The sequence below is a fragment of the Actinoplanes sp. NPDC049265 genome, from assembly GCF_043197135.1.
In the GTDB taxonomy this organism is placed as follows: Bacteria; Actinomycetota; Actinomycetes; order Mycobacteriales; family Micromonosporaceae; genus Actinoplanes.
Genome location: NZ_JBICSP010000026.1, coordinates 14,154 through 30,338, shown reverse-complemented (window position 1 = coordinate 30,338; position 16,185 = coordinate 14,154). Strand labels below are relative to the sequence as shown.

The window sequence follows — 16,185 nt, the reverse complement described above, 5'->3', positions numbered from 1 at the left end:
ACGCTGAGTTGTCAAACGCGGCTGCGCTGACCATACTCGTTCGCCGCGTCGAAGACCTTCTGTGCGTACGGGCGCACCGCGTTGTACGACAGGATCGCGTCCCACCAGGCGTCCGCCTTGGACAGGTCCCGCCCACTCTGACACAGGTAGATGGCCGCCGCCATGGACGCGTCGTCGATGTCGTTGGGGTCGGCGGCGCCACTGTTGTCCGCGTCGACCTGCTTGCGCGTCGCCATCTGCTGCCAGGTGGCCGGGATGAACTGCAGCGGCCCGATCGCCCGGTCGTAGGTGGAGTCCCCGTCCAGCACGCCCTTGTCGGTGTCGGCGATCAGCTGCCGCCCACCCTTGCCGTCCAGCGGCAGCCCGTAGATCGGTGGCTGCACGGTGCCGTCGGCGTTCAGCACGGAGCCGTTGGCGCTCCCGTGCGACGACTCGACCTTGGCGATGGCGGCAATCGTGGTCCAGCTCAGGTGACAGGTCGGGAGGAGCTTGGCGACGACCAGCTCGGCGTACCCATAGGCCTGAACCGCGACCACCGGGATGCCGACGCGGGTCCCGACACCTTGCGCCCAGCCCTGCAGCGAGTCGGCCGGGCGCCCGTTGCCCACGACCGGCGGAAGCACCGGGTCGATGCTGAAGCCGCCGCCGCTGGGCTGATTCTGCGGAAACGCCGCCCCGCCGGTGGGTGCGCCCGGGCCGCCCGCGGCCTGGTCGAGCGGGAACCCCGGGCTGCGGCTGGGTGCGGCGCCGGCTTCCAACGCCCTGGGTACGAGGTAAGCGCCCGCGGCACCGGCCGCCCCGATCAGCAGGGCGGCCGCGATGGCCGGAATCAGCAGCCGGCCGGAGGGCCTCCGGGCCCAGTCCGAGGTGCTGCGGGTGGCGGTGCGGGCGGCCTTGATCGGATTGGCCCGGCGGAGCACCCGGGTGACCCGCGCCCCCGACGAACTGGCCGTGGTGACCACGACCGGCTTGTCGAGATCGATCTCGACCCCGTCCTCACCCTTCTTCTCATCCTCGACCGCCTTGTTTTCACTGGCCTTGCTGTCGCCCGCCGCGCCGTCTTTGCTGTCGCTCTCTCTGCCCGCGGCTTCCTTGCTGTCGCCGCCCTCACCCGCGGCGGCCTCACTGTCGCCTTCCTTGCCGGCGCCTTCCTTGCCGGCGCCTTCCTCAGTGTCGCTGTTGTTGCCGGGGGCTTCCCTGCTTTCGCTGTCCTTAGCCGGGGCCTCGCTGTCTGCCTTGGCCGTGGGAGCCTCGGCGGCGGGCGCGGCCTTGCGCTTCCGCCGCTTTCGGTTGCTCGCCGCCGGGGACGGATTCCCGGATGGGGTCGTCGACGGCCGAACCTCGGGTGCGGGGGAAGGAGAAGCGGGAACAGTGGGCTCAGGCGGAGTGGATGGGCCTGAACCCGGGGTCCCGGGGGCCGCACCGGAGCTGCCGAGCGGACCGCCCTGATGCGGTGCCGGCGGGCGTGCGCCGGTTGCCGACGCGTCGTCGTTCCCGGGCCGCTTCGATGGGTCTTCGTGCCGCTCCGCCACGCGGTCGACACTACCCGGCGGGCGCGAACCGGATGGGGGCCGCGCGTTGTCGTACCCGGGGCTTAATCTGACCACCATGCCGCGATACGACTACCGTTGCCGGGCCTGCGGTGACACCTTCGAGATCAGCCGTCCGATGGCCGAGGCCACCACTCCGGCGTCCTGCCCGCGTGGGCATTCCGACACCGTCAAGCTTCTGTCCACTGTCGCCGTGACCGGTCGCGGCGGCGGTCCCGCGCCGGCGCCGACCGGCGGCGGCTGTTGCGGCGGCGCCTGCGGTTGTTGATCGCCGGCCGCCGGCCGCGAACCTACGACGGACGCTCCGGGCCGCGTTCGTAGCTCGCCCCGGCGTAGTCAGTCCGCACCGCGCCGCGTGCGCGACCTGTGCCGCGCGCCCGTTGTGCCCGCGTGGCCGTGTGCCGCGTGCCCGTTGTGCCCGCGTGCGCGTCTACCGCTTAGTGCGTCGTGCCGTGTCGTGCGTGTCGGACCGCGCCCACCGCATCGTGTCGTACGGTCCGCGCCGTCCATCGGTCCGCGCCCGCGTCGTCCGCCCGGTCCGCGCCCGCCGTCCATCGGGCCGCGCCATCCCACCGGCCGCGCGGTGTCCGACGCGTCGGACCACGTGTGTGTCTCGGTGTGTGGTGACGCGTCCGAGGGTCGGGCTATGTCGATGCGTGCCTCTTGTGCACCGCGGCGCCCGTTGAGCTGCGCCGGGCCGACCTGACCTGCTTCGCGCAGCCTGCAGCGCATAACGGACCAATACCCTGGAACCGGGAAGATTTGGGGGCGCCACTCCTCTGGGGACGTCCGAATGGCCGGTGAGATCGATCCACTTGCGCCGCAACCCGACGTGAACCGCTTCGTTACGTCACGCGTAGTGCTGTGAGTAATCGTCGATGACCCGCGCGCGTCGCCCGTCCAGGGTCGGTCGTGACGGGAAGATGATTACCGACCGTTTCTACGATGTGCTACCCCATAACTGTGCGGCACCATGAAGCGCGACTTCCTAGGGGGCGGAGGTTCTCACCGTGTCGGGTCGGACCGTGCTGCCGAGTGGGCTGGTGACCTTTATGTTCACCGACATTGAGGGCTCGACGCGTCTGGCCCGGATGCTCGGTGAATCGTATGCAGCCGTGCTTGGCGCACACAGGAGTGTGCTGCGTGCTGCGCTGAGTAACTTCGGCGGCCACGAGCTGTTTACTGAGGGTGATTCTTTCTTTGTGGCTTTTGGGGACGCGGCCAACGCCGTAGCGGCGTGCGTCGCTGCGCAGCGTGCACTCGCTGCTTATGACTGGCCGACCCCGGAGGCGCGTCCGCGGGTGCGGATGGGTCTGCACACCGGATGGGCGATGCCGGCCAACGGTGAGTACGTCAGCGCCGAGGTGCACCGGGCCGCGCGGGTGGCCTCGGCCGCGCACGGCAGTCAGGTGCTCTGCTCCGAGGCGACCGCCCTGGCCGCCACCACCTGGCCGAAAGAGCTGACCGGCGAGACGGCCGCGGCCGAGAAGTGGGCCGCGCCAGAGGAGTGGGCCCCGGCGCCCCAAGGCCGAGCCGCGGCAGGTTCGGCCGAGGTAGAGGAGCGGGCAGGATCGGGCGCGGCGGAGGAGTGCGGGTCGGTGGCCTCGATGACGGGGATCGATCTGCTTGACCTCGGGCCGTACAAGCTGCGGGGCTTCGATGACGCCGAGCGGCTGTTTCAGCTGGTGGCGAGCGGACTGGACCGGGACTTCCCGCGGCCCCGCACGCCGGGCGCCCCGACGAACAATCTGCCGGCCGCGGTGACCTCGTTCGTGGGCCGCCGGGCCGAGCGGGACGAGGTGATCGCCCTGGTCGGCCGGCACCGGCTGGTCACGCTGGCGGGGCCGGGTGGCATCGGCAAGACGCGGCTCGCGCTGGCGGCCGCGGAGGAGTTGCTGGTCGCGTACCCGGACGGGGTCTGGCTCGTGGACGCGGCCCGCGTGAGCGGCCAGGCCGGCCTGGCCACCGCGATCGCCGGCGCCCTGAGTCTGCGCGGCGAACCGGGGCGTCCGGTGCTCGACACCCTGCTGGAGGCCTGCGCCGACCAGCGGATGCTGCTGCTGATCGACACCGTCGACGCCGCGCGGGGACACGTGGCGACCGCGGCCCGGCGGCTGCTCGCCGGCTGTCCTCAGGTGCATGTGCTGGCGACCGGGCGGGAGCCGCTCGGGCTGCACGGCGAGGCGGTGTGGCGGGTGCCGCCGATGGTGCCGGGTGACGCGTACACGCTGCTGAGCGAACGCACCACGACCGCGCGCGGGGGGCGGCCGACATCGCGGGAGGAGTCGGGCGACCTGGCCCGGGTGGCGTCGGGGCTGGACGGTTCGCCGCTCGCCCTGGAGCTGGCCGCCGCCCGCCTGCGGCTGCTGACCGCGGCTGAGCTGGCCACCCGGCTGGAGGATCCGGCGCGGGTGCTGGACGCGCCGCCGGTCACGCTGGAGGCGACGAGGGATTACGACCCGGACGACCGGCATCGTGGGCTGACGGCCAGCCTGGACTGGTCGTACCGGACGCTCGGTACCGAGGCGTCGGGGCTGTTGCGGCGGCTGGCCGTGTTCGCGGGGGCGGTGGATCTGTCCGCGGTGGAGTGGTTCGGCGACGAGGCCCTGGCGGGGCTGACCGAGCTGGCCGACAAGTCGCTGATCGAGGTGCTGCCGGGGTCGCGCTATCAGCTGTCCAGGACCTTGCGGGGGTACGCCGCCCGCAAGCTCGCCGCCGCCGGTGACGAGCCCGCCGCCCGCAACCGGCACACCGCCTGGGCTCTGCACACTCTGGAGGGTGTCGTGGTGGACACCGACGGTCAGCCCCGCACGGTGTCGCTGGTCGAGGTGTCGCCCTACGTGGACGAGTGGCAGGCGGCCCTGCGCTGGTCGGCCGATCAGGGCAGTGTGCGAGCGGGCCTGCGGCTGGCCGGTGCCCTGGATCCGTGGTGGCGTGAGCACGGCGGGACCCGGGAGGGTCGCGAGTTGCTCCACCGGCTGTATGCCCGGCTCGACGGCCAGCACATCGCCCCGGCCGAGCTGGCGTCGGCGTTCCTGGTGCACGCCGGACTGTCCGACGACCGGGACGAGCGGGGCCGGTTCCTGGGCCGGGCCGAGGAGGTGGCTCGCCGCGCCGACCATCCGGCCCTGCTGGTGCGGGCGCTGGCCGGCCGCCGGATCGGGTTGCGGGACGCGGAGGCCGAGCAGGTTTGCCGGGACGTGATCGCGCGGGCCGATCGGACCGGGGTGGCGGGGGCCGCGTTCCCGGCGACGGTGGCGCTGGCCGAGTTGTTGTGGCGGCGGGACGCGCTCGACGAGGCGGCGGAACTGCTGGCGGGGGCGCGCCAGGTGGAGGCCGGGCGGCCGGCTGACCGCGGGCGGCGTACCGTCGACTGGCTCTTGGGTTTGATCGCCCTGCGCCGCGGTGACCTGGTCGCGGCCCATGATCATGTGGTGGTGGCGCTGCGGTCGCGGCTGCGGCACGGGTTCCGGGGTGGCGCCGCCGATGCCGTCGCCGCGCTGGCTGTGCGCTGTGCGCTGGGTGGTGACTACACCACGGCGGCGATGCTCTTCGGTGGTTCGGAGGGGGTGCGCGGCGTACGCCGGACGGTCATGTTCGGCGGTTTCTGGGCCGAGCAGCAGGCGCAGGTGCGCGCGGCGGTCGGCGACACGGCGTTCGACGCGGCCTACGCCAACGGCGCCGGGCAGGGTTTCGACCGGATCATCGCGGCGGCCCTGGCGGTCGAGCACCCGGATCTGGAGTACGGCTCGGTCCGTTTCGCACAGACCCTGCCCTGATCCGGCCCGGTCAGTGGTAGCCAGGAGCGGTATCCGCGACCCGGACACCGCCCTGGGCTACCACTGAAGTGACGACGGTCAGCGTGACGACTCGGCGGGCATCAGCTTGCGGGCCCGGTCGATGTCGGCCGGCTGGACCGCGGCGAGCGAGCCGAAGTTCTTCACGGCCTGGTAATACACCCAGGCCAGCGCGTTGCAGGGCGGCTGCAGCAGGCGGCTGTAGGTGTCGCAGCGGCGCTGGAGGTCGGCGTAGAACATCGAGTCGACCCGCGCCTTGTTGGCCGGGAAGGCCCCGATGGCCTTGTAGTTGCGGTAGCCGAAGTCGTGGTGCCAGCAGGACAGCTCGAAGTTGAAGCCGAGTGGATTGTCGGGGCTGCTGGAGCAGTAGTCGGTCGACCAGTCGAAGTTGTAGGTGGCCCAGGCGCCCTGGTTCTGCCGGGCCGCGTTCCAGGCGTTGTAGCTCGACACGGACGTCTGCGTCCAGCTGCTGAGCACCTCGGCCTTGCTGGCCGCGGCGTGGGCGACCGCGCTGGGCGCGAGGGTGGCGAGCACGGCGGTGAGGACCACGAGGGTACGGCGGATGTAACGAGTCATCGTCGACCTTCCAGCAACGACGGGCCCTTCGTGGGGGCCGTGGAAACCCAGTCTTCGATCGGCACCTTGCGATATACAAGCCGATCTATTTCGTTTGTTCGAACGATGAAGTAACTAATCCCTAGGTATTCCGTCACTGCGTGTCTTGTGCTCTCCTCGTCCGAGAGGGCTCGACCTGGCCGCTATCGTGAGCACGTGCACAGAGGCGCCCCATGATCCACCTACCGCTGGTCCGGCAAGGGCCACTGCGTGCGCTGACCACGCGGCTGGCTTTCGCCATCGGTCTGGTGCTGATCGCCGTGGCGATCATCTACACCGACCGGGACGGCTACCGGGACGTCAACGAGGACGGCCTGACGCTGCTCGACTGCTTCTACTACGCGGTCGTGTCGCTCTCGACGACCGGGTACGGCGACATCACCCCGGCCACGCAGCACGCGCGGCTGATCAACGTCCTGGTGATCACGCCGGCTCGCGTCCTCTTCCTGATCATCCTGGTCGGCACGACCCTCGAGGTTCTGACCGAGCAGTACCGCAAGGGCCTGCGCGTCGCGCGCTGGAGGCACAAGTTGAAGGACCACGTCATCATCTGCGGCTACGGCACCAAGGGCCGGGCCGCGGTCAGCGCCTTGCTCGAGACGGGGTACGACAAGAGCCGGATCGTGCTGGTCGAGACCCGTCCCGACGCGATCCGCCAGGCCACCGCCAACGGCCTGGCCATCATCGAGGGCAACGCCACGCGGTCGTCGGTGCTCAAGCAGGCGGACGTGCAGAACTGCAAGGCGGTGATCATCGCGACCGACAGCGACGAGGCGTCGGTGCTGATCACGCTGACCGTACGTCAGCTGACCGCGGGCCAGGTCAGGATCATTGCTTCGGTACGCGAGCAGGAGAACGCCGCCCTGCTCAAGCAGAGCGGCGCCCACCACGTGATCGTCAGCTCGGCCACCGCCGGCCGGCTGCTCGGCCTGACCACCACCGCCCCGCCGCTCATCGACGTGGTGGAAGACCTGCTCACCCCCGGCCAGGGCATGGCGCTGGCGATGCGTTCGGCCGAGCGGGCCGAGGTCGGCCAGAACCCGCGCCAGCTGGAGACGCTGGTGGTGGCGCTGATCCGCCGCGGCAAGGTGCTCCCGCTCGGCGGTTCCGACAACCCGAGCATCGAGACCGGCGACATGCTCGTCTACATCAAGGACGAGAACTCCACCGTCGCCGGCCTCTCGATGTGACGCCTTACAGAATCGTCCAGGTGTCGCCCGAGGTCAGCAGCTCGCCGAGCATCTGATCGGGCGTACCGGTGGCCTGCGCCTTGGCGTCGAGCAGCTGCTTCTGCACGATCTCGTCGTAGGACGGCCGGCGCACGTTGCGGAACACCCCGATCGGCGTGGTGTTCAGGTCGGACCCGGAGAGCCGGGACAGCGCGAACGCGTAGGCCGGGTCGTCGACGGTCGGGTCGTGGACGATCGCCTCGCCGCCCTCGACCACCTGCAGACCGAAGCTCCCGGCCGGGTGGACGACGGAGTATTTGTCGTCCGGGCCGAAGGTGATCGGCTGACCGGGCTCGAGGCGGATCAGGTGGTCGTCGCGCGTACCCGGGTCCTTGATCAGCTCGAACGCGCCGTCGTTGAAGATGTTGCAGTTCTGGTAGATCTCGACGAACGCCGACCCGTCGTGCTCGGCCGCCGCCCGCAGCACCGACTGCAGGTGCTTGCGGTCGGAGTCGATGGTGCGGGCGACAAAGGAGGCCTCGGCGCCCAGGGCCAGCGACAGCGGGTTGAACGGCGAGTCGGCCGACCCGGCCGGCGTCGACTTGGTGATCTTCCCGATCTCGGACGTCGGGGAGTATTGCCCCTTGGTCAGGCCGTAGATCCGGTTGTTGAACAGCAGGATCTTCAGGTTGACGTTGCGCCGCAGGGCGTGGATCAGGTGGTTGCCACCGATCGAGAGCGCGTCGCCGTCGCCGGTCACCACCCACACCGACAGGTCGGGCCGGGACGCGGACAGGCCGGTCGCGATGGCCGGGGCGCGGCCGTGGATCGAGTGCATCCCGTACGTGTTCATGTAATACGGGAAGCGCGAGGAACAGCCGATGCCGGAGACGAAGACGATGTTCTCCCGCGGAATGTTCAGCTCGGGCATGAACTGCTGAACCGCGGCCAGAATGGCGTAGTCGCCGCAGCCCGGGCACCAGCGCACTTCCTGGTCGGACTTGAAATCCTTGGCCGTGAGCTTCAGGGGCAGTGTTTGATGTGAACCCAGCGTCGGGCTAGCCATTCTTGACCACGTCCTCGAGCATGTTCTCCAGCGTCGCGGCGGTGAACGGCAGGCCGCTGACCTGGTTGAAGGGAATCGCGTCGACCAGGTATCTGGCGCGGATCACGTGGGCCAGCTGACCCAGGTTCATCTCGGGAATGACCACCTTGTCGTACGACTTGAGCACCTCGCCGAGATTGGCCGGCAGCGGCGACAGGTGCCGCAGGTGCGCCTGGGCGATCGGCAGCCCGCGCTGGCGCAGGGCCCGGCAGGCGGCCCCGATCGGCCCGTAGGTCGAACCCCAGCCCAGCACCAGCACCCGCGACCCGTCATCGGGGTCTTCAACCTCGACGTCGGGCACCGGGATCGACTCGATGCGCTCGGCCCGGATGCGGACCATGAAGTCGTGGTTGGCCGGGTCGTAGGAGATGTCACCGGTCTTGTCGGCCTTCTCGAGCCCGCCGATGCGGTGCTCGAGGCCGGGCGTGCCGGGGATCGCCCACGGCCGGGCCAGCGTCTCCGGGTCGCGCAGGTAGGGCAGGAAGCGCCCGTCCTCGGCGTTCGGCTCGGTGGCGAAGTCGACCGACAGGTCGGGCAGGTCACCGATCTCGGGCAGCAGCCACGGCTCGGAGCCGTTGGCCACGTAGTTGTCGCTGAGCAGGATCACCGGGGTGCGGTAGGTCAGCGCGATCCGGGCCGCCTCGAGCGCGGCGTGGAAGCAGTCGGACGGCGACCGCGGGGCGATCACGGCCAGCGGGGCTTCGCCGTGCCGGCCGTACAGGGCCATGTTGAGGTCGGCCTGCTCGGTCTTGGTCGGCATGCCGGTGGACGGGCCGGCCCGCTGCACGTCGACGATGACCAGCGGCAGCTCCAGGGCGATGGCCAATGAGATGGTCTCGCCCTTGAGAGCCACACCGGGGCCGGAGGTGGTGGTCACGCCGAGGGCGCCGCCGTACGAGGCGCCGAGCGCCGCCCCGATCGCGGCGATCTCGTCCTCGGCCTGCACCGTGGTGATGCCGAAGCGCTTGTGCTTGGACAGCTCGTGCAGGATGTCCGACGCCGGGGTGATCGGGTACGCGCCCAGGAACATCGGCAGCTTCGAGCGCACCGCGGCGGCCACCAGCCCGAGGGCCAGGGCGGCGTTGCCGGTGATGTTGCGATAGGTGCCCGGGCGCTGCTTGGCCGGCTTCACCTCGTATCGCACCGAGAAGTCCTCGGTCGTCTCGCCGAAGTTCCAGCCGGCCTGGAACGCCGCCTTGTTGGCCGCCACCAGGTCGGGCCGCTTGGCGAACTTGCGTTCCAGGAACCGCAGCGTGGACTCGTGCGGTCGCGAGTACATCCAGCACAGCAGCCCGAGCGCGAACATGTTCTTGGCCCGCTCGGCGTCCTTTTTCGCGACGTTGAGCTCGGCCAGCGCGCCGATCGTCATCGAGGTCAGGGCGACCGGGTGCACCACGAAACCGTCCAGCGAGCCGTCCTCGAGCGGGCTCGCGGCGTACCCCACCTTGGCCAGGTTTCGCTTGGTGAACTCGTCGGTGTTGACGATGATGTCCGCGCCGGACGGCAGGTCGGACAGGTTGGCCTTGAGCGCGGCCGGGTTCATCGCGACCAGTACGTTGGGCGCGTCGCCGGGGGTCAGGATGTCGTAGTCGGCGAAATGCACCTGGAAGCTCGACACACCCGGCAGCGTGCCCGCTGGTGCGCGGATCTCGGCCGGGAAGTTGGGCAACGTGGAGATGTCGTTGCCCAACTGGGCGGTCTCGGATGTGAAACGGTCACCGGTGAGCTGCATGCCGTCGCCGGAATCGCCGGCGAACCGGATGACCACGCGGTCCAGCTGCTCGACCAGCTTCGTGGGATGCGCGATCCCATCGACCTCGGTCACTTCTGTCACCCTCCCGTGCGTCACTTCCAGCCTACGTCGCCAGTCCTTACCACCGTTGGTCGAGGAGTCTGTCCGATCGGAGACCGCTGACCACAGTAGCCAGGTAAGGCTTGCCTGAACCAATCGCGTCCCGGTAGTCGGATGGTCGTGTTCCTCACCCTTTTCGTTAGGCTTCGTTTCGTGCAGGGCTACCTCGGTACGTACGCCACGCTCGGCCTCGTCCTGGCGGCCGGCGTGCTCGTCTTCGTCGGCGCGTTCGCGGCCAACCGCCTGCTCAGCCCGGCCAGTCCCGCCGAGCCCAGTGGCAAGCGGATCGCGTACGAAAGTGGCATGGACCCGGTCGGCGGCGACTGGGCCCAGGCGCAGATTCGCTATTACGTGTACGCGTACCTGTATGTCCTGTTCGCGGTCGAGGCGGTGTTCCTCTTCCCCTGGGCCGTGGTGTTCGACCGGCCCGGGTTCGGCCTGGTCACGGTGGCCGAAATGGGCATCTTCGTGGCCGTCCTGGCCCTCGGCATCCTCTACGCCTGGCGCAAGAAGATCTTGACGTGGACATAGGTAGGTCGTGTCTCGTGGTTCAGCCGGGGCTGCGGCGTGGCCCAGGACCCCAGCCACCCTCTGAACCGCGCCTCGCACTCGGCCGAACCACGAGACACGACCTAATGTCGGGTGGCGCATTCGCGGCCCAACGCCCGTCGTGCCACGATCTGACCCATGGGTCAGCTTCTGCTCTTCCTGGTCGTGGCGCTCGTGGTGGCCGCGATCATCTTCGGTGTGACAGTGATGATCGGCGGTGGTGACTCGGGGCTGACCCCGACCGAGCCGGACGGCCGCGCCCTGCCGCTGCCCGGCGACCGCCCGCTCGGCGAGGAGGATGTGGTGCGGACCAGGTTCGACACCGCGTTCCGCGGGTACCGGATGTCCCAGGTCGACCAGGCGCTGCAGCGGGCGGCGTACGACATCGGCTACAAGGGCGAACTGATCGGCGTGCTCGAGGCCGAGGTGGCGGCCCTGCGCGAGGGGCGGATCGGCGACGCCGACACCCTGCGCCGGGCCCGTGAGGCGGCCGTCGCGCCGGGCCCGCCGCCGGCCGCCGACGTGCCGGCCCCCGACCAGCCGGCGGACGTGCTGCAGGACCGGAAGACCGAGGCGGAGGAGAAGGCGTGAGTGACGCCGCCGCGCCCGGATCAGGCGAGGTCACCGCCACCGTCATCGTCAACGCCCCGGTCGAGCGGGTGTTCAACGCCTTCGTCGACTGGCCCAGCCAGTCCGAGTGGATCCCGTTCACCAAGGTCCGGATCGTCGAGGGCGACGGCGGGGAAGGCAGCCTGGTCGAGGCGGTCACCGCGCTCGGGCCCGCCGTGCTGCGGGACGAGTTGCGGGTGGTCCGGGTCGACGCGCCGTACGAGGTCCGGGTCGTGCACGAGGGCAAGGTGCTGCGTGGTCCCGGTTCGATGAGGTGTACGCCGATGACCGGCAACCGCACCCAGATGGTCATGCACGAGTGGTTCCACCTGCCCGGCGGCACGGTCGGCAAGCTCGCCTGGCCGGTGCTGTGGCCGGGCTCCAAGATCAGCTTCACCGGTGCCCTGCGGCGCTTCGGGCGGATGGTGGAGCAGGGCCGGCTCGGCACCTGATTCTGTCGTACCCCCGCTCTACGGTGGTCGCCATGAGTGAGACGGGTCTGGTCGCCGGCGAGGACGGGCGGCTGCGCTGTTTCTGGGGCGTCAGCACCCCGGATTACGTGGCTTATCACGACACCGAGTGGGGTCGACCGGTCCGCACCGACGACGGCCTCTTCGAGCGGATGACCCTGGAGGCTTTCCAGTCCGGGCTGGCCTGGATCACCATCCTGCGCAAACGGCCGGCGTTCCGGGCGGCGTTCGCCGGGTTCGAGATCGGCAAGGTGGCGACCTTCGACGAGGCGGACGCGGCCCGGCTGATGGCCGACACCGGCATCGTCCGCAACCGGATGAAGGTCGACGCCGCCATCCACAACGCCCGGGTCGCCGCCGAGCTGGCCGAGGGCCTGGCCGCGCTGCTGTGGTCGTTCGCCCCGCCGCCGCGCCCTCGCCCTGCCTCCCGCGCCGAGGTGCCGGCCGTCACGCCGGAGTCCACCGCGATGTCCAAGGCGCTCAAGAAACGCGGCTTCAAGTTCGTCGGACCCACCACGGCGTACGCGTTGATGCAGGCCACCGGCATGGTCGACGACCACATCGCCGGGTGCTGCGTCCCGCCGGTGGGTTGACGCAGGTCGGCGACCACATTGCCGGGTGCTGCGTCCCACCCGCGGTTGACGCAGGTCGGCGGCCGCGTCGCCGGGTGCCGCGTCCCACCGGCGGCGCGCTGAGGGGCACGTGGTTCGATGGTGCGCATGGCGCAGTGGGCGGTGATCATTCCGGCGGACCGGTGGGCGACCGAGAGGTTGTACGAGCGAGACACGCTGACCGTTGACGCCGCCGGCCCTGCGGCCGGCGACCACGCGGTGCTGGTCACCGATGCTCGGCAGGCGGTCGCCCTGGGCCGGTTCAGCGCGCCCGGCGAGATCACCTACATCCGCCGCTTCTTCGACTCGCCGGTCCCGGCCGGTGACCTCGCGTTCGAGGTCACCGGGCCGGTGACGTCACTCGACGCCGAGTCCTACGACCGGCTCGCGGCCGCCCCGGGCAAGCCCGCCGCCCGCACGTCGTGGCTGGTCAGCGTGGCGATGCCGATCGAGGCGGCGACCCCGGCGGAGGCGGTCCGGCAGTTCTGGACGTACGCCGCCGAGCTCGGTCCCGCGGAGCTCCCGGCGTTCGTCTGGCCCTCCGGCGAAGATCTGGCCATGCAGGCTTTCGTCCTCGGCGCCGAGGCCAACCAGGACCCCGAGGAAGAGGACGACTGACCGGCGCCCCGCTTGGGTCGCGGCTGATGTCGGTGGGAGCCCTGGGCGGTGTCCGGCTGGGCGGTGGCTGATGCCGGCGGTGGCCCGTGCGGTGTCCGGCTGGGCGGTGGCTGATGCCGGTGGTAGCGCTGGGCGGTGTCCGGGCTTGGGATGGCGCACTCGGCTACCACCGGTGGGTTCGGTGGTAGGGGAGGCGGCTGCGCGCGGGCGCGCTGCCACAGAACGAGGGACCCCGGATTGCTCCGAGGTCCCTCGAGCAAGCCGGAACCTCAGCCACCCAGTGACGTGGCGGCCGACTGGATGTTGGCGGCGAAGAAGCTGACCTGGGAGTAGACACCCGGGCGGTTGGGGCGGGCGCAACCCTCGCCCCAGCTGACGATGCCGACCTGGATCCAGGCGTTGGCGCTGTCCCGGCGGAACATCGGGCCACCGGAGTCGCCCTGGCAGGTGTCCACCCCGCCCTGGGTGAAGCCGGCGCAGATCTCGTCGGTCGGGATGATGTCGCCGTTGTACATCGAGCGGCCGTTGCAGGTGGCGTCGCTGACGAACGGGACGGTGGCCTTCAACAGGTAGCGCTGCTGGCCGCCGCCCTCACTGGCCGAACCCCAGCCGGCGATGGTGAAGGTGCCGGTGTCGTACGTCGAGTTGGTCGCGATCTTCAGCGTGGGCAGGCTGGTCACCGGCGAGGCGAGCCGGATCAGGGCCCAGTCCTTGCCGTTGCCGTTGTAGCCGGGGGCCCGGTAGACGTAGTTCGAGCGGACCTGGATCCGGCCCGAGCTGTTCTGCAGGTCGACCACGCCCAGCGTGGCCGTGATGCTGGTGTTCGAGCCGGTCGCGCCCACGCAGTGCGCGGCCGTCAAGACCAGGTTCGGGCTGTACAGCGCACCGCCGCAGCCCATCGAGAGCCGCACCATGAACGGGAACTCGCCCTGCGCCGCGCGGGAGCCGCCGACGACCTGCGGGCTGACCACGCCGCCACCCGGGTCGGGCGGAGCCGCGACGGCCGGAGCAGAGAACATCGTCGCCGCCGTGACCGCGGCCGCCGCCACGGCCAGCAGATTGCGCCACCTTGCCATCCGGTTCCTCCCCAATCGAACTAAGGTTGGGGAGAGCTAAACATCTATGAAGGTAAATGCCTTCATCTCAACCGGGTCATATCACCGGCCGGTGAACGAGGGCTTCTCCTTGGCCAGGAACGACGTCACGGCGGCCTGGTGATCGGTGGTGCCACCGCAGATGGCCTGCGCCTGCGCCTCGGCGGCGAGCGCGTCGGACAGCGTGCCGGCGTCGCCGATGGACAGCTCGCGCTTGATCGCGCCGTACGCCACCGTCGGTCCCGCGGCCAGCCGGGCGGCGAGCTCCTGGGCCACCGGCAGCACCTGCTCGTCGTCGTCGACCAGACGCGAGAGCAGACCCATCTGGTAAGCGGCCTCGGCCCGCACCGGCTCGGCCAGCAGGAGCAGCTCGAGCGCCCGGGCGTGCCCGACGATGCGCGGCAGCGACCACGACACGCCGGTGTCGCCGGCCAGACCGACATTGGCGAACGCCATCAGGATCGACGTGGACGGGCCGCCGATCCGGAAGTCGCAGAGCAGGCTCATCCCGGCGCCCGCCCCGGCCGCCGACCCGCGCACCGCGGCCACCACCGGCTTCGGCATGTTGGCCAGGCGTTGCGCGATCGGGTTGTAGTGCTTGCGTACCGTGTCGATCTCGGTGTGGCCCTGCTCCAGCAGCCCGGCGTGCTCGCGAAGGTCCTGGCCCACGCAGAAGGCCCGCCCCGCACCGGCCAGCACGACGGCCCGGCACGACCGGTCGGTCTCCAGCTGCGCGAGCGTGTCCCGCAGCGCCTCCTTCAGTTCCACGTCCAGGGAGTTCATCGAGGCCGGACGGTTCAGCGTGAGGGTGACGACGGCGTCGGTGCGGTCCACCAGCAGGGAGTCGGTCATGACTCAGAGAATCCCACACGCACGCTCCTGGTGACGCCGCCGAGGCAGCGCTCCACATGGCGTTCGGCCGCCGGTCGCAGGCGGGCGGCGTGCCGGTCGACGAAGCCGGCCGCGCCGGTGCCGGGCCAGCGCGGCGGGAGCAGGGCCGGCGGCAGTTGCGGGTCGCGGGTGAGCAGGCCGCGCCAGCGGTGGATCAGGCCGACGCGCACCGCGTACGCCTCCTCGTCGGGGCTCCGCACCGTGATCGCGCCGACGATCGGGCGCTGCTCCTCGACCAGTTCGGCGTAGGCGCGGCCGATGCCGGGCAGGTCCCAGGCGCGGCTGACCACGTCGGCGGCGCCGGTGGTGCCGGCCGGGTGCGTGGCGCTGAACCGCTCGTAGCGGACCGCGGCGGCGTCCAGGACGGCGGGCGCCTCGTCGGCCGGGCGGGGCGCGACCCAGGCGTGGTCGGCGAGCCGGCCGTAGCCGAGGGCGGTGAGTCGGGTCGCCTCGGCTCGACCGACCGGTGCGTACGGAAGAATCAGGTCGAACCGGCCGTCCCACCCGGACCGGCCGTTCCGGGTGATCCGCGCGGCCGTCTCGTCGAGTCTGCGCAGCCCCAGCGGCGTCAGCGAATAGCCTGGCCCGGACGGTAGACGCAGCGGACGCAGCAGGCCCTGACGGACCATCCGGGAGACCGCGGTACGCACCGCGGGCGCCGCGATGCCCAGCGGGGCGAGCAGTTTGACCAGCGCGGAAACCGGTGCACGGCCACCGCGGGGACGCAGGTAATCGCCGTAGACGTCGAAGAGTGCCGGCCGCGCCCGCATGAGCGCACATTGTGACAGTCGCGAAGACGATATGCTAGACGCTGTCACATCCGCCCGGGCTGGGTTTGGGTTCGCCGGTGTTCATCAGGGAAAATGTTTGATCGGCACGGTGGGCCAGGGTCGCGGTGGCACGCGACGGGGTCTGCACGGCCGCCGGTCGGATAACGAGATAACGGCGTCATGTGGGGCTGAGCACATGGCGTTGAGTAGTGGCTGTGGGGCAACCCACCGACCCTGATGTAGGTCTGAGGGGAGACAAGATGGCGGCGATGAAGCCGCGGACGGGCGACGGTCCGCTGGAGGTCACCAAGGAAGGGCGGGGCATCGTAATGCGCGTCCCGCTGGAGGGCGGTGGCCGTCTCGTCGTTGAGATGACTCCGGACGAGGCCAACGCACTCGGTGACGCGTTGAAGTCGATCGTCGGCTGACAATAACGCGAGCCCGCCGATGCGCCCGGCGCATCGGCGGGCTTTCCATGTTCGCCT

16 protein-coding genes are annotated in these 16,185 nt (G+C 70.6%); 9 read left to right on the top strand and 7 right to left on the bottom strand.

The features are described 5' to 3' along the window. Window positions 1-11: 11 nt before the first annotated feature. Window positions 12-1,532, bottom strand: a complete 1,521-nt coding sequence (locus ACGFIO_RS39100; RefSeq protein ID WP_392834974.1) for a murein transglycosylase — start codon at window positions 1,530-1,532, stop codon at window positions 12-14. Window positions 1,533-1,608: 76 nt separating this feature from the next. Between ACGFIO_RS39100 and ACGFIO_RS39095 the strand changes: the two genes are divergently transcribed. Beyond that, window positions 1,609-1,818, top strand: coding sequence for a zinc ribbon domain-containing protein (locus ACGFIO_RS39095; protein WP_392834972.1), 210 nt, complete (start codon window positions 1,609-1,611; stop codon window positions 1,816-1,818). Between the two features lie 742 nt (window positions 1,819-2,560). Then, window positions 2,561-5,329, top strand: coding sequence for an adenylate/guanylate cyclase domain-containing protein (locus ACGFIO_RS39090; protein WP_392834969.1), 2,769 nt, complete (start codon window positions 2,561-2,563; stop codon window positions 5,327-5,329). Between the two features lie 78 nt (window positions 5,330-5,407). Here the strand turns inward: ACGFIO_RS39090 and ACGFIO_RS39085 are convergent, their stop codons facing one another. Then, on the bottom strand, window positions 5,408-5,923 hold the full coding sequence (locus ACGFIO_RS39085) for a phospholipase (protein WP_392834967.1): 516 nt from the start codon (window positions 5,921-5,923) through the stop codon (window positions 5,408-5,410). Window positions 5,924-6,135: 212 nt separating this feature from the next. Here ACGFIO_RS39085 and ACGFIO_RS39080 point away from each other — a divergent pair, with 212 nt between their 5' ends. Continuing rightward, window positions 6,136-7,152 carry a potassium channel family protein gene (locus ACGFIO_RS39080; protein WP_392834964.1) on the top strand — a complete coding sequence of 339 codons (1,017 nt, stop codon included), beginning with the start codon at window positions 6,136-6,138 and terminating at the stop codon, window positions 7,150-7,152. 4 nt (window positions 7,153-7,156) lie between these two features. On the opposite strand, the gene ACGFIO_RS39075 is transcribed toward ACGFIO_RS39080, so the two are convergent. Together ACGFIO_RS39075 and ACGFIO_RS39070 are read right to left on the bottom strand one after the other, a co-directional pair. Further along, entirely contained in the window at window positions 7,157-8,197 is a 1,041-nt protein-coding gene (locus ACGFIO_RS39075; RefSeq protein WP_392834962.1) for a 2-oxoacid:ferredoxin oxidoreductase subunit beta, read from the bottom strand. Next, a complete protein-coding gene (locus ACGFIO_RS39070) occupies window positions 8,190-10,043 on the bottom strand; it encodes a 2-oxoacid:acceptor oxidoreductase subunit alpha (RefSeq protein WP_392835188.1) in 1,854 nt (617 codons plus the stop codon). The genes ACGFIO_RS39075 and ACGFIO_RS39070 overlap by 8 nt, the downstream gene beginning before the upstream one ends. Before the next feature lie 198 nt (window positions 10,044-10,241). Between ACGFIO_RS39070 and ndhC the strand changes: the two genes are divergently transcribed. From ndhC to ACGFIO_RS39045, 5 genes are all read left to right on the top strand, one after another. Beyond that, window positions 10,242-10,619, top strand: coding sequence for an NADH-quinone oxidoreductase subunit A (gene ndhC, locus ACGFIO_RS39065; protein ID WP_392834959.1), 378 nt, complete (start codon window positions 10,242-10,244; stop codon window positions 10,617-10,619). 156 nt (window positions 10,620-10,775) lie between these two features. Continuing rightward, the gene (locus ACGFIO_RS39060) at window positions 10,776-11,228 is read left to right on the top strand and encodes a DivIVA domain-containing protein (protein WP_392834957.1); all 453 of its coding nucleotides are present in this window, start codon (window positions 10,776-10,778) and stop codon (window positions 11,226-11,228) included. Continuing rightward, window positions 11,225-11,698 carry an SRPBCC family protein gene (locus ACGFIO_RS39055; protein WP_392834954.1) on the top strand — a complete coding sequence of 158 codons (474 nt, stop codon included), beginning with the start codon at window positions 11,225-11,227 and terminating at the stop codon, window positions 11,696-11,698. Before ACGFIO_RS39060 ends, ACGFIO_RS39055 begins: the two co-directional genes overlap by 4 nt. Window positions 11,699-11,730: 32 nt before the next feature. Further along, window positions 11,731-12,309 (top strand): DNA-3-methyladenine glycosylase I, encoded by a 579-nt coding sequence (locus tag ACGFIO_RS39050; protein WP_392834952.1) that lies wholly within the window; start codon window positions 11,731-11,733, stop codon window positions 12,307-12,309. 126 nt (window positions 12,310-12,435) lie between these two features. Further along, a complete protein-coding gene (locus ACGFIO_RS39045) occupies window positions 12,436-12,945 on the top strand; it encodes a hypothetical protein (protein ID WP_392834950.1) in 510 nt (169 codons plus the stop codon). Window positions 12,946-13,214: 269 nt separating this feature from the next. Here the strand turns inward: ACGFIO_RS39045 and ACGFIO_RS39040 are convergent, their stop codons facing one another. From ACGFIO_RS39040 to ACGFIO_RS39030, 3 genes are all read right to left on the bottom strand, one after another. Further along, the gene (locus ACGFIO_RS39040) at window positions 13,215-14,021 is read right to left on the bottom strand and encodes a S1 family peptidase (protein ID WP_392834947.1); all 807 of its coding nucleotides are present in this window, start codon (window positions 14,019-14,021) and stop codon (window positions 13,215-13,217) included. A gap of 81 nt (window positions 14,022-14,102) precedes the next feature. Beyond that, window positions 14,103-14,891, bottom strand: a complete 789-nt coding sequence (locus ACGFIO_RS39035; RefSeq protein WP_392834945.1) for an enoyl-CoA hydratase-related protein — start codon at window positions 14,889-14,891, stop codon at window positions 14,103-14,105. Then, window positions 14,888-15,700 carry a PaaX family transcriptional regulator C-terminal domain-containing protein gene (locus ACGFIO_RS39030; RefSeq protein ID WP_392834942.1) on the bottom strand — a complete coding sequence of 271 codons (813 nt, stop codon included), beginning with the start codon at window positions 15,698-15,700 and terminating at the stop codon, window positions 14,888-14,890. The genes ACGFIO_RS39035 and ACGFIO_RS39030 overlap by 4 nt, the downstream gene beginning before the upstream one ends. Before the next feature lie 260 nt (window positions 15,701-15,960). On the opposite strand from ACGFIO_RS39030, the gene ACGFIO_RS39025 reads away from it, so the two are divergent. Further along, window positions 15,961-16,128, top strand: a complete 168-nt coding sequence (locus ACGFIO_RS39025) for a DUF3117 domain-containing protein (protein ID WP_285683996.1) — start codon at window positions 15,961-15,963, stop codon at window positions 16,126-16,128. Window positions 16,129-16,185: the final 57 nt, after the last annotated feature.

Coding starts and splice junctions, on each gene's coding strand:
- ACGFIO_RS39045 (WP_392834950.1), top strand. CDS start 12,436: ATGGCGCAGTGGGCGGTGATCATTCCGGCGGACCGGTGGGCGACCGAG.
- ACGFIO_RS39075 (WP_392834962.1), bottom strand. CDS start 8,197: ATGGCTAGCCCGACGCTGGGTTCACATCAAACACTGCCCCTGAAGCTC.
- ACGFIO_RS39030 (WP_392834942.1), bottom strand. CDS start 15,700: ATGCGGGCGCGGCCGGCACTCTTCGACGTCTACGGCGATTACCTGCGT.
- ACGFIO_RS39060 (WP_392834957.1), top strand. CDS start 10,776: ATGGGTCAGCTTCTGCTCTTCCTGGTCGTGGCGCTCGTGGTGGCCGCG.
- ACGFIO_RS39050 (WP_392834952.1), top strand. CDS start 11,731: ATGAGTGAGACGGGTCTGGTCGCCGGCGAGGACGGGCGGCTGCGCTGT.
- ACGFIO_RS39080 (WP_392834964.1), top strand. CDS start 6,136: ATGATCCACCTACCGCTGGTCCGGCAAGGGCCACTGCGTGCGCTGACC.
- ACGFIO_RS39085 (WP_392834967.1), bottom strand. CDS start 5,923: ATGACTCGTTACATCCGCCGTACCCTCGTGGTCCTCACCGCCGTGCTC.
- ACGFIO_RS39095 (WP_392834972.1), top strand. CDS start 1,609: ATGCCGCGATACGACTACCGTTGCCGGGCCTGCGGTGACACCTTCGAG.
- ACGFIO_RS39040 (WP_392834947.1), bottom strand. CDS start 14,021: ATGGCAAGGTGGCGCAATCTGCTGGCCGTGGCGGCGGCCGCGGTCACG.
- ACGFIO_RS39025 (WP_285683996.1), top strand. CDS start 15,961: ATGGCGGCGATGAAGCCGCGGACGGGCGACGGTCCGCTGGAGGTCACC.
- ACGFIO_RS39035 (WP_392834945.1), bottom strand. CDS start 14,891: ATGACCGACTCCCTGCTGGTGGACCGCACCGACGCCGTCGTCACCCTC.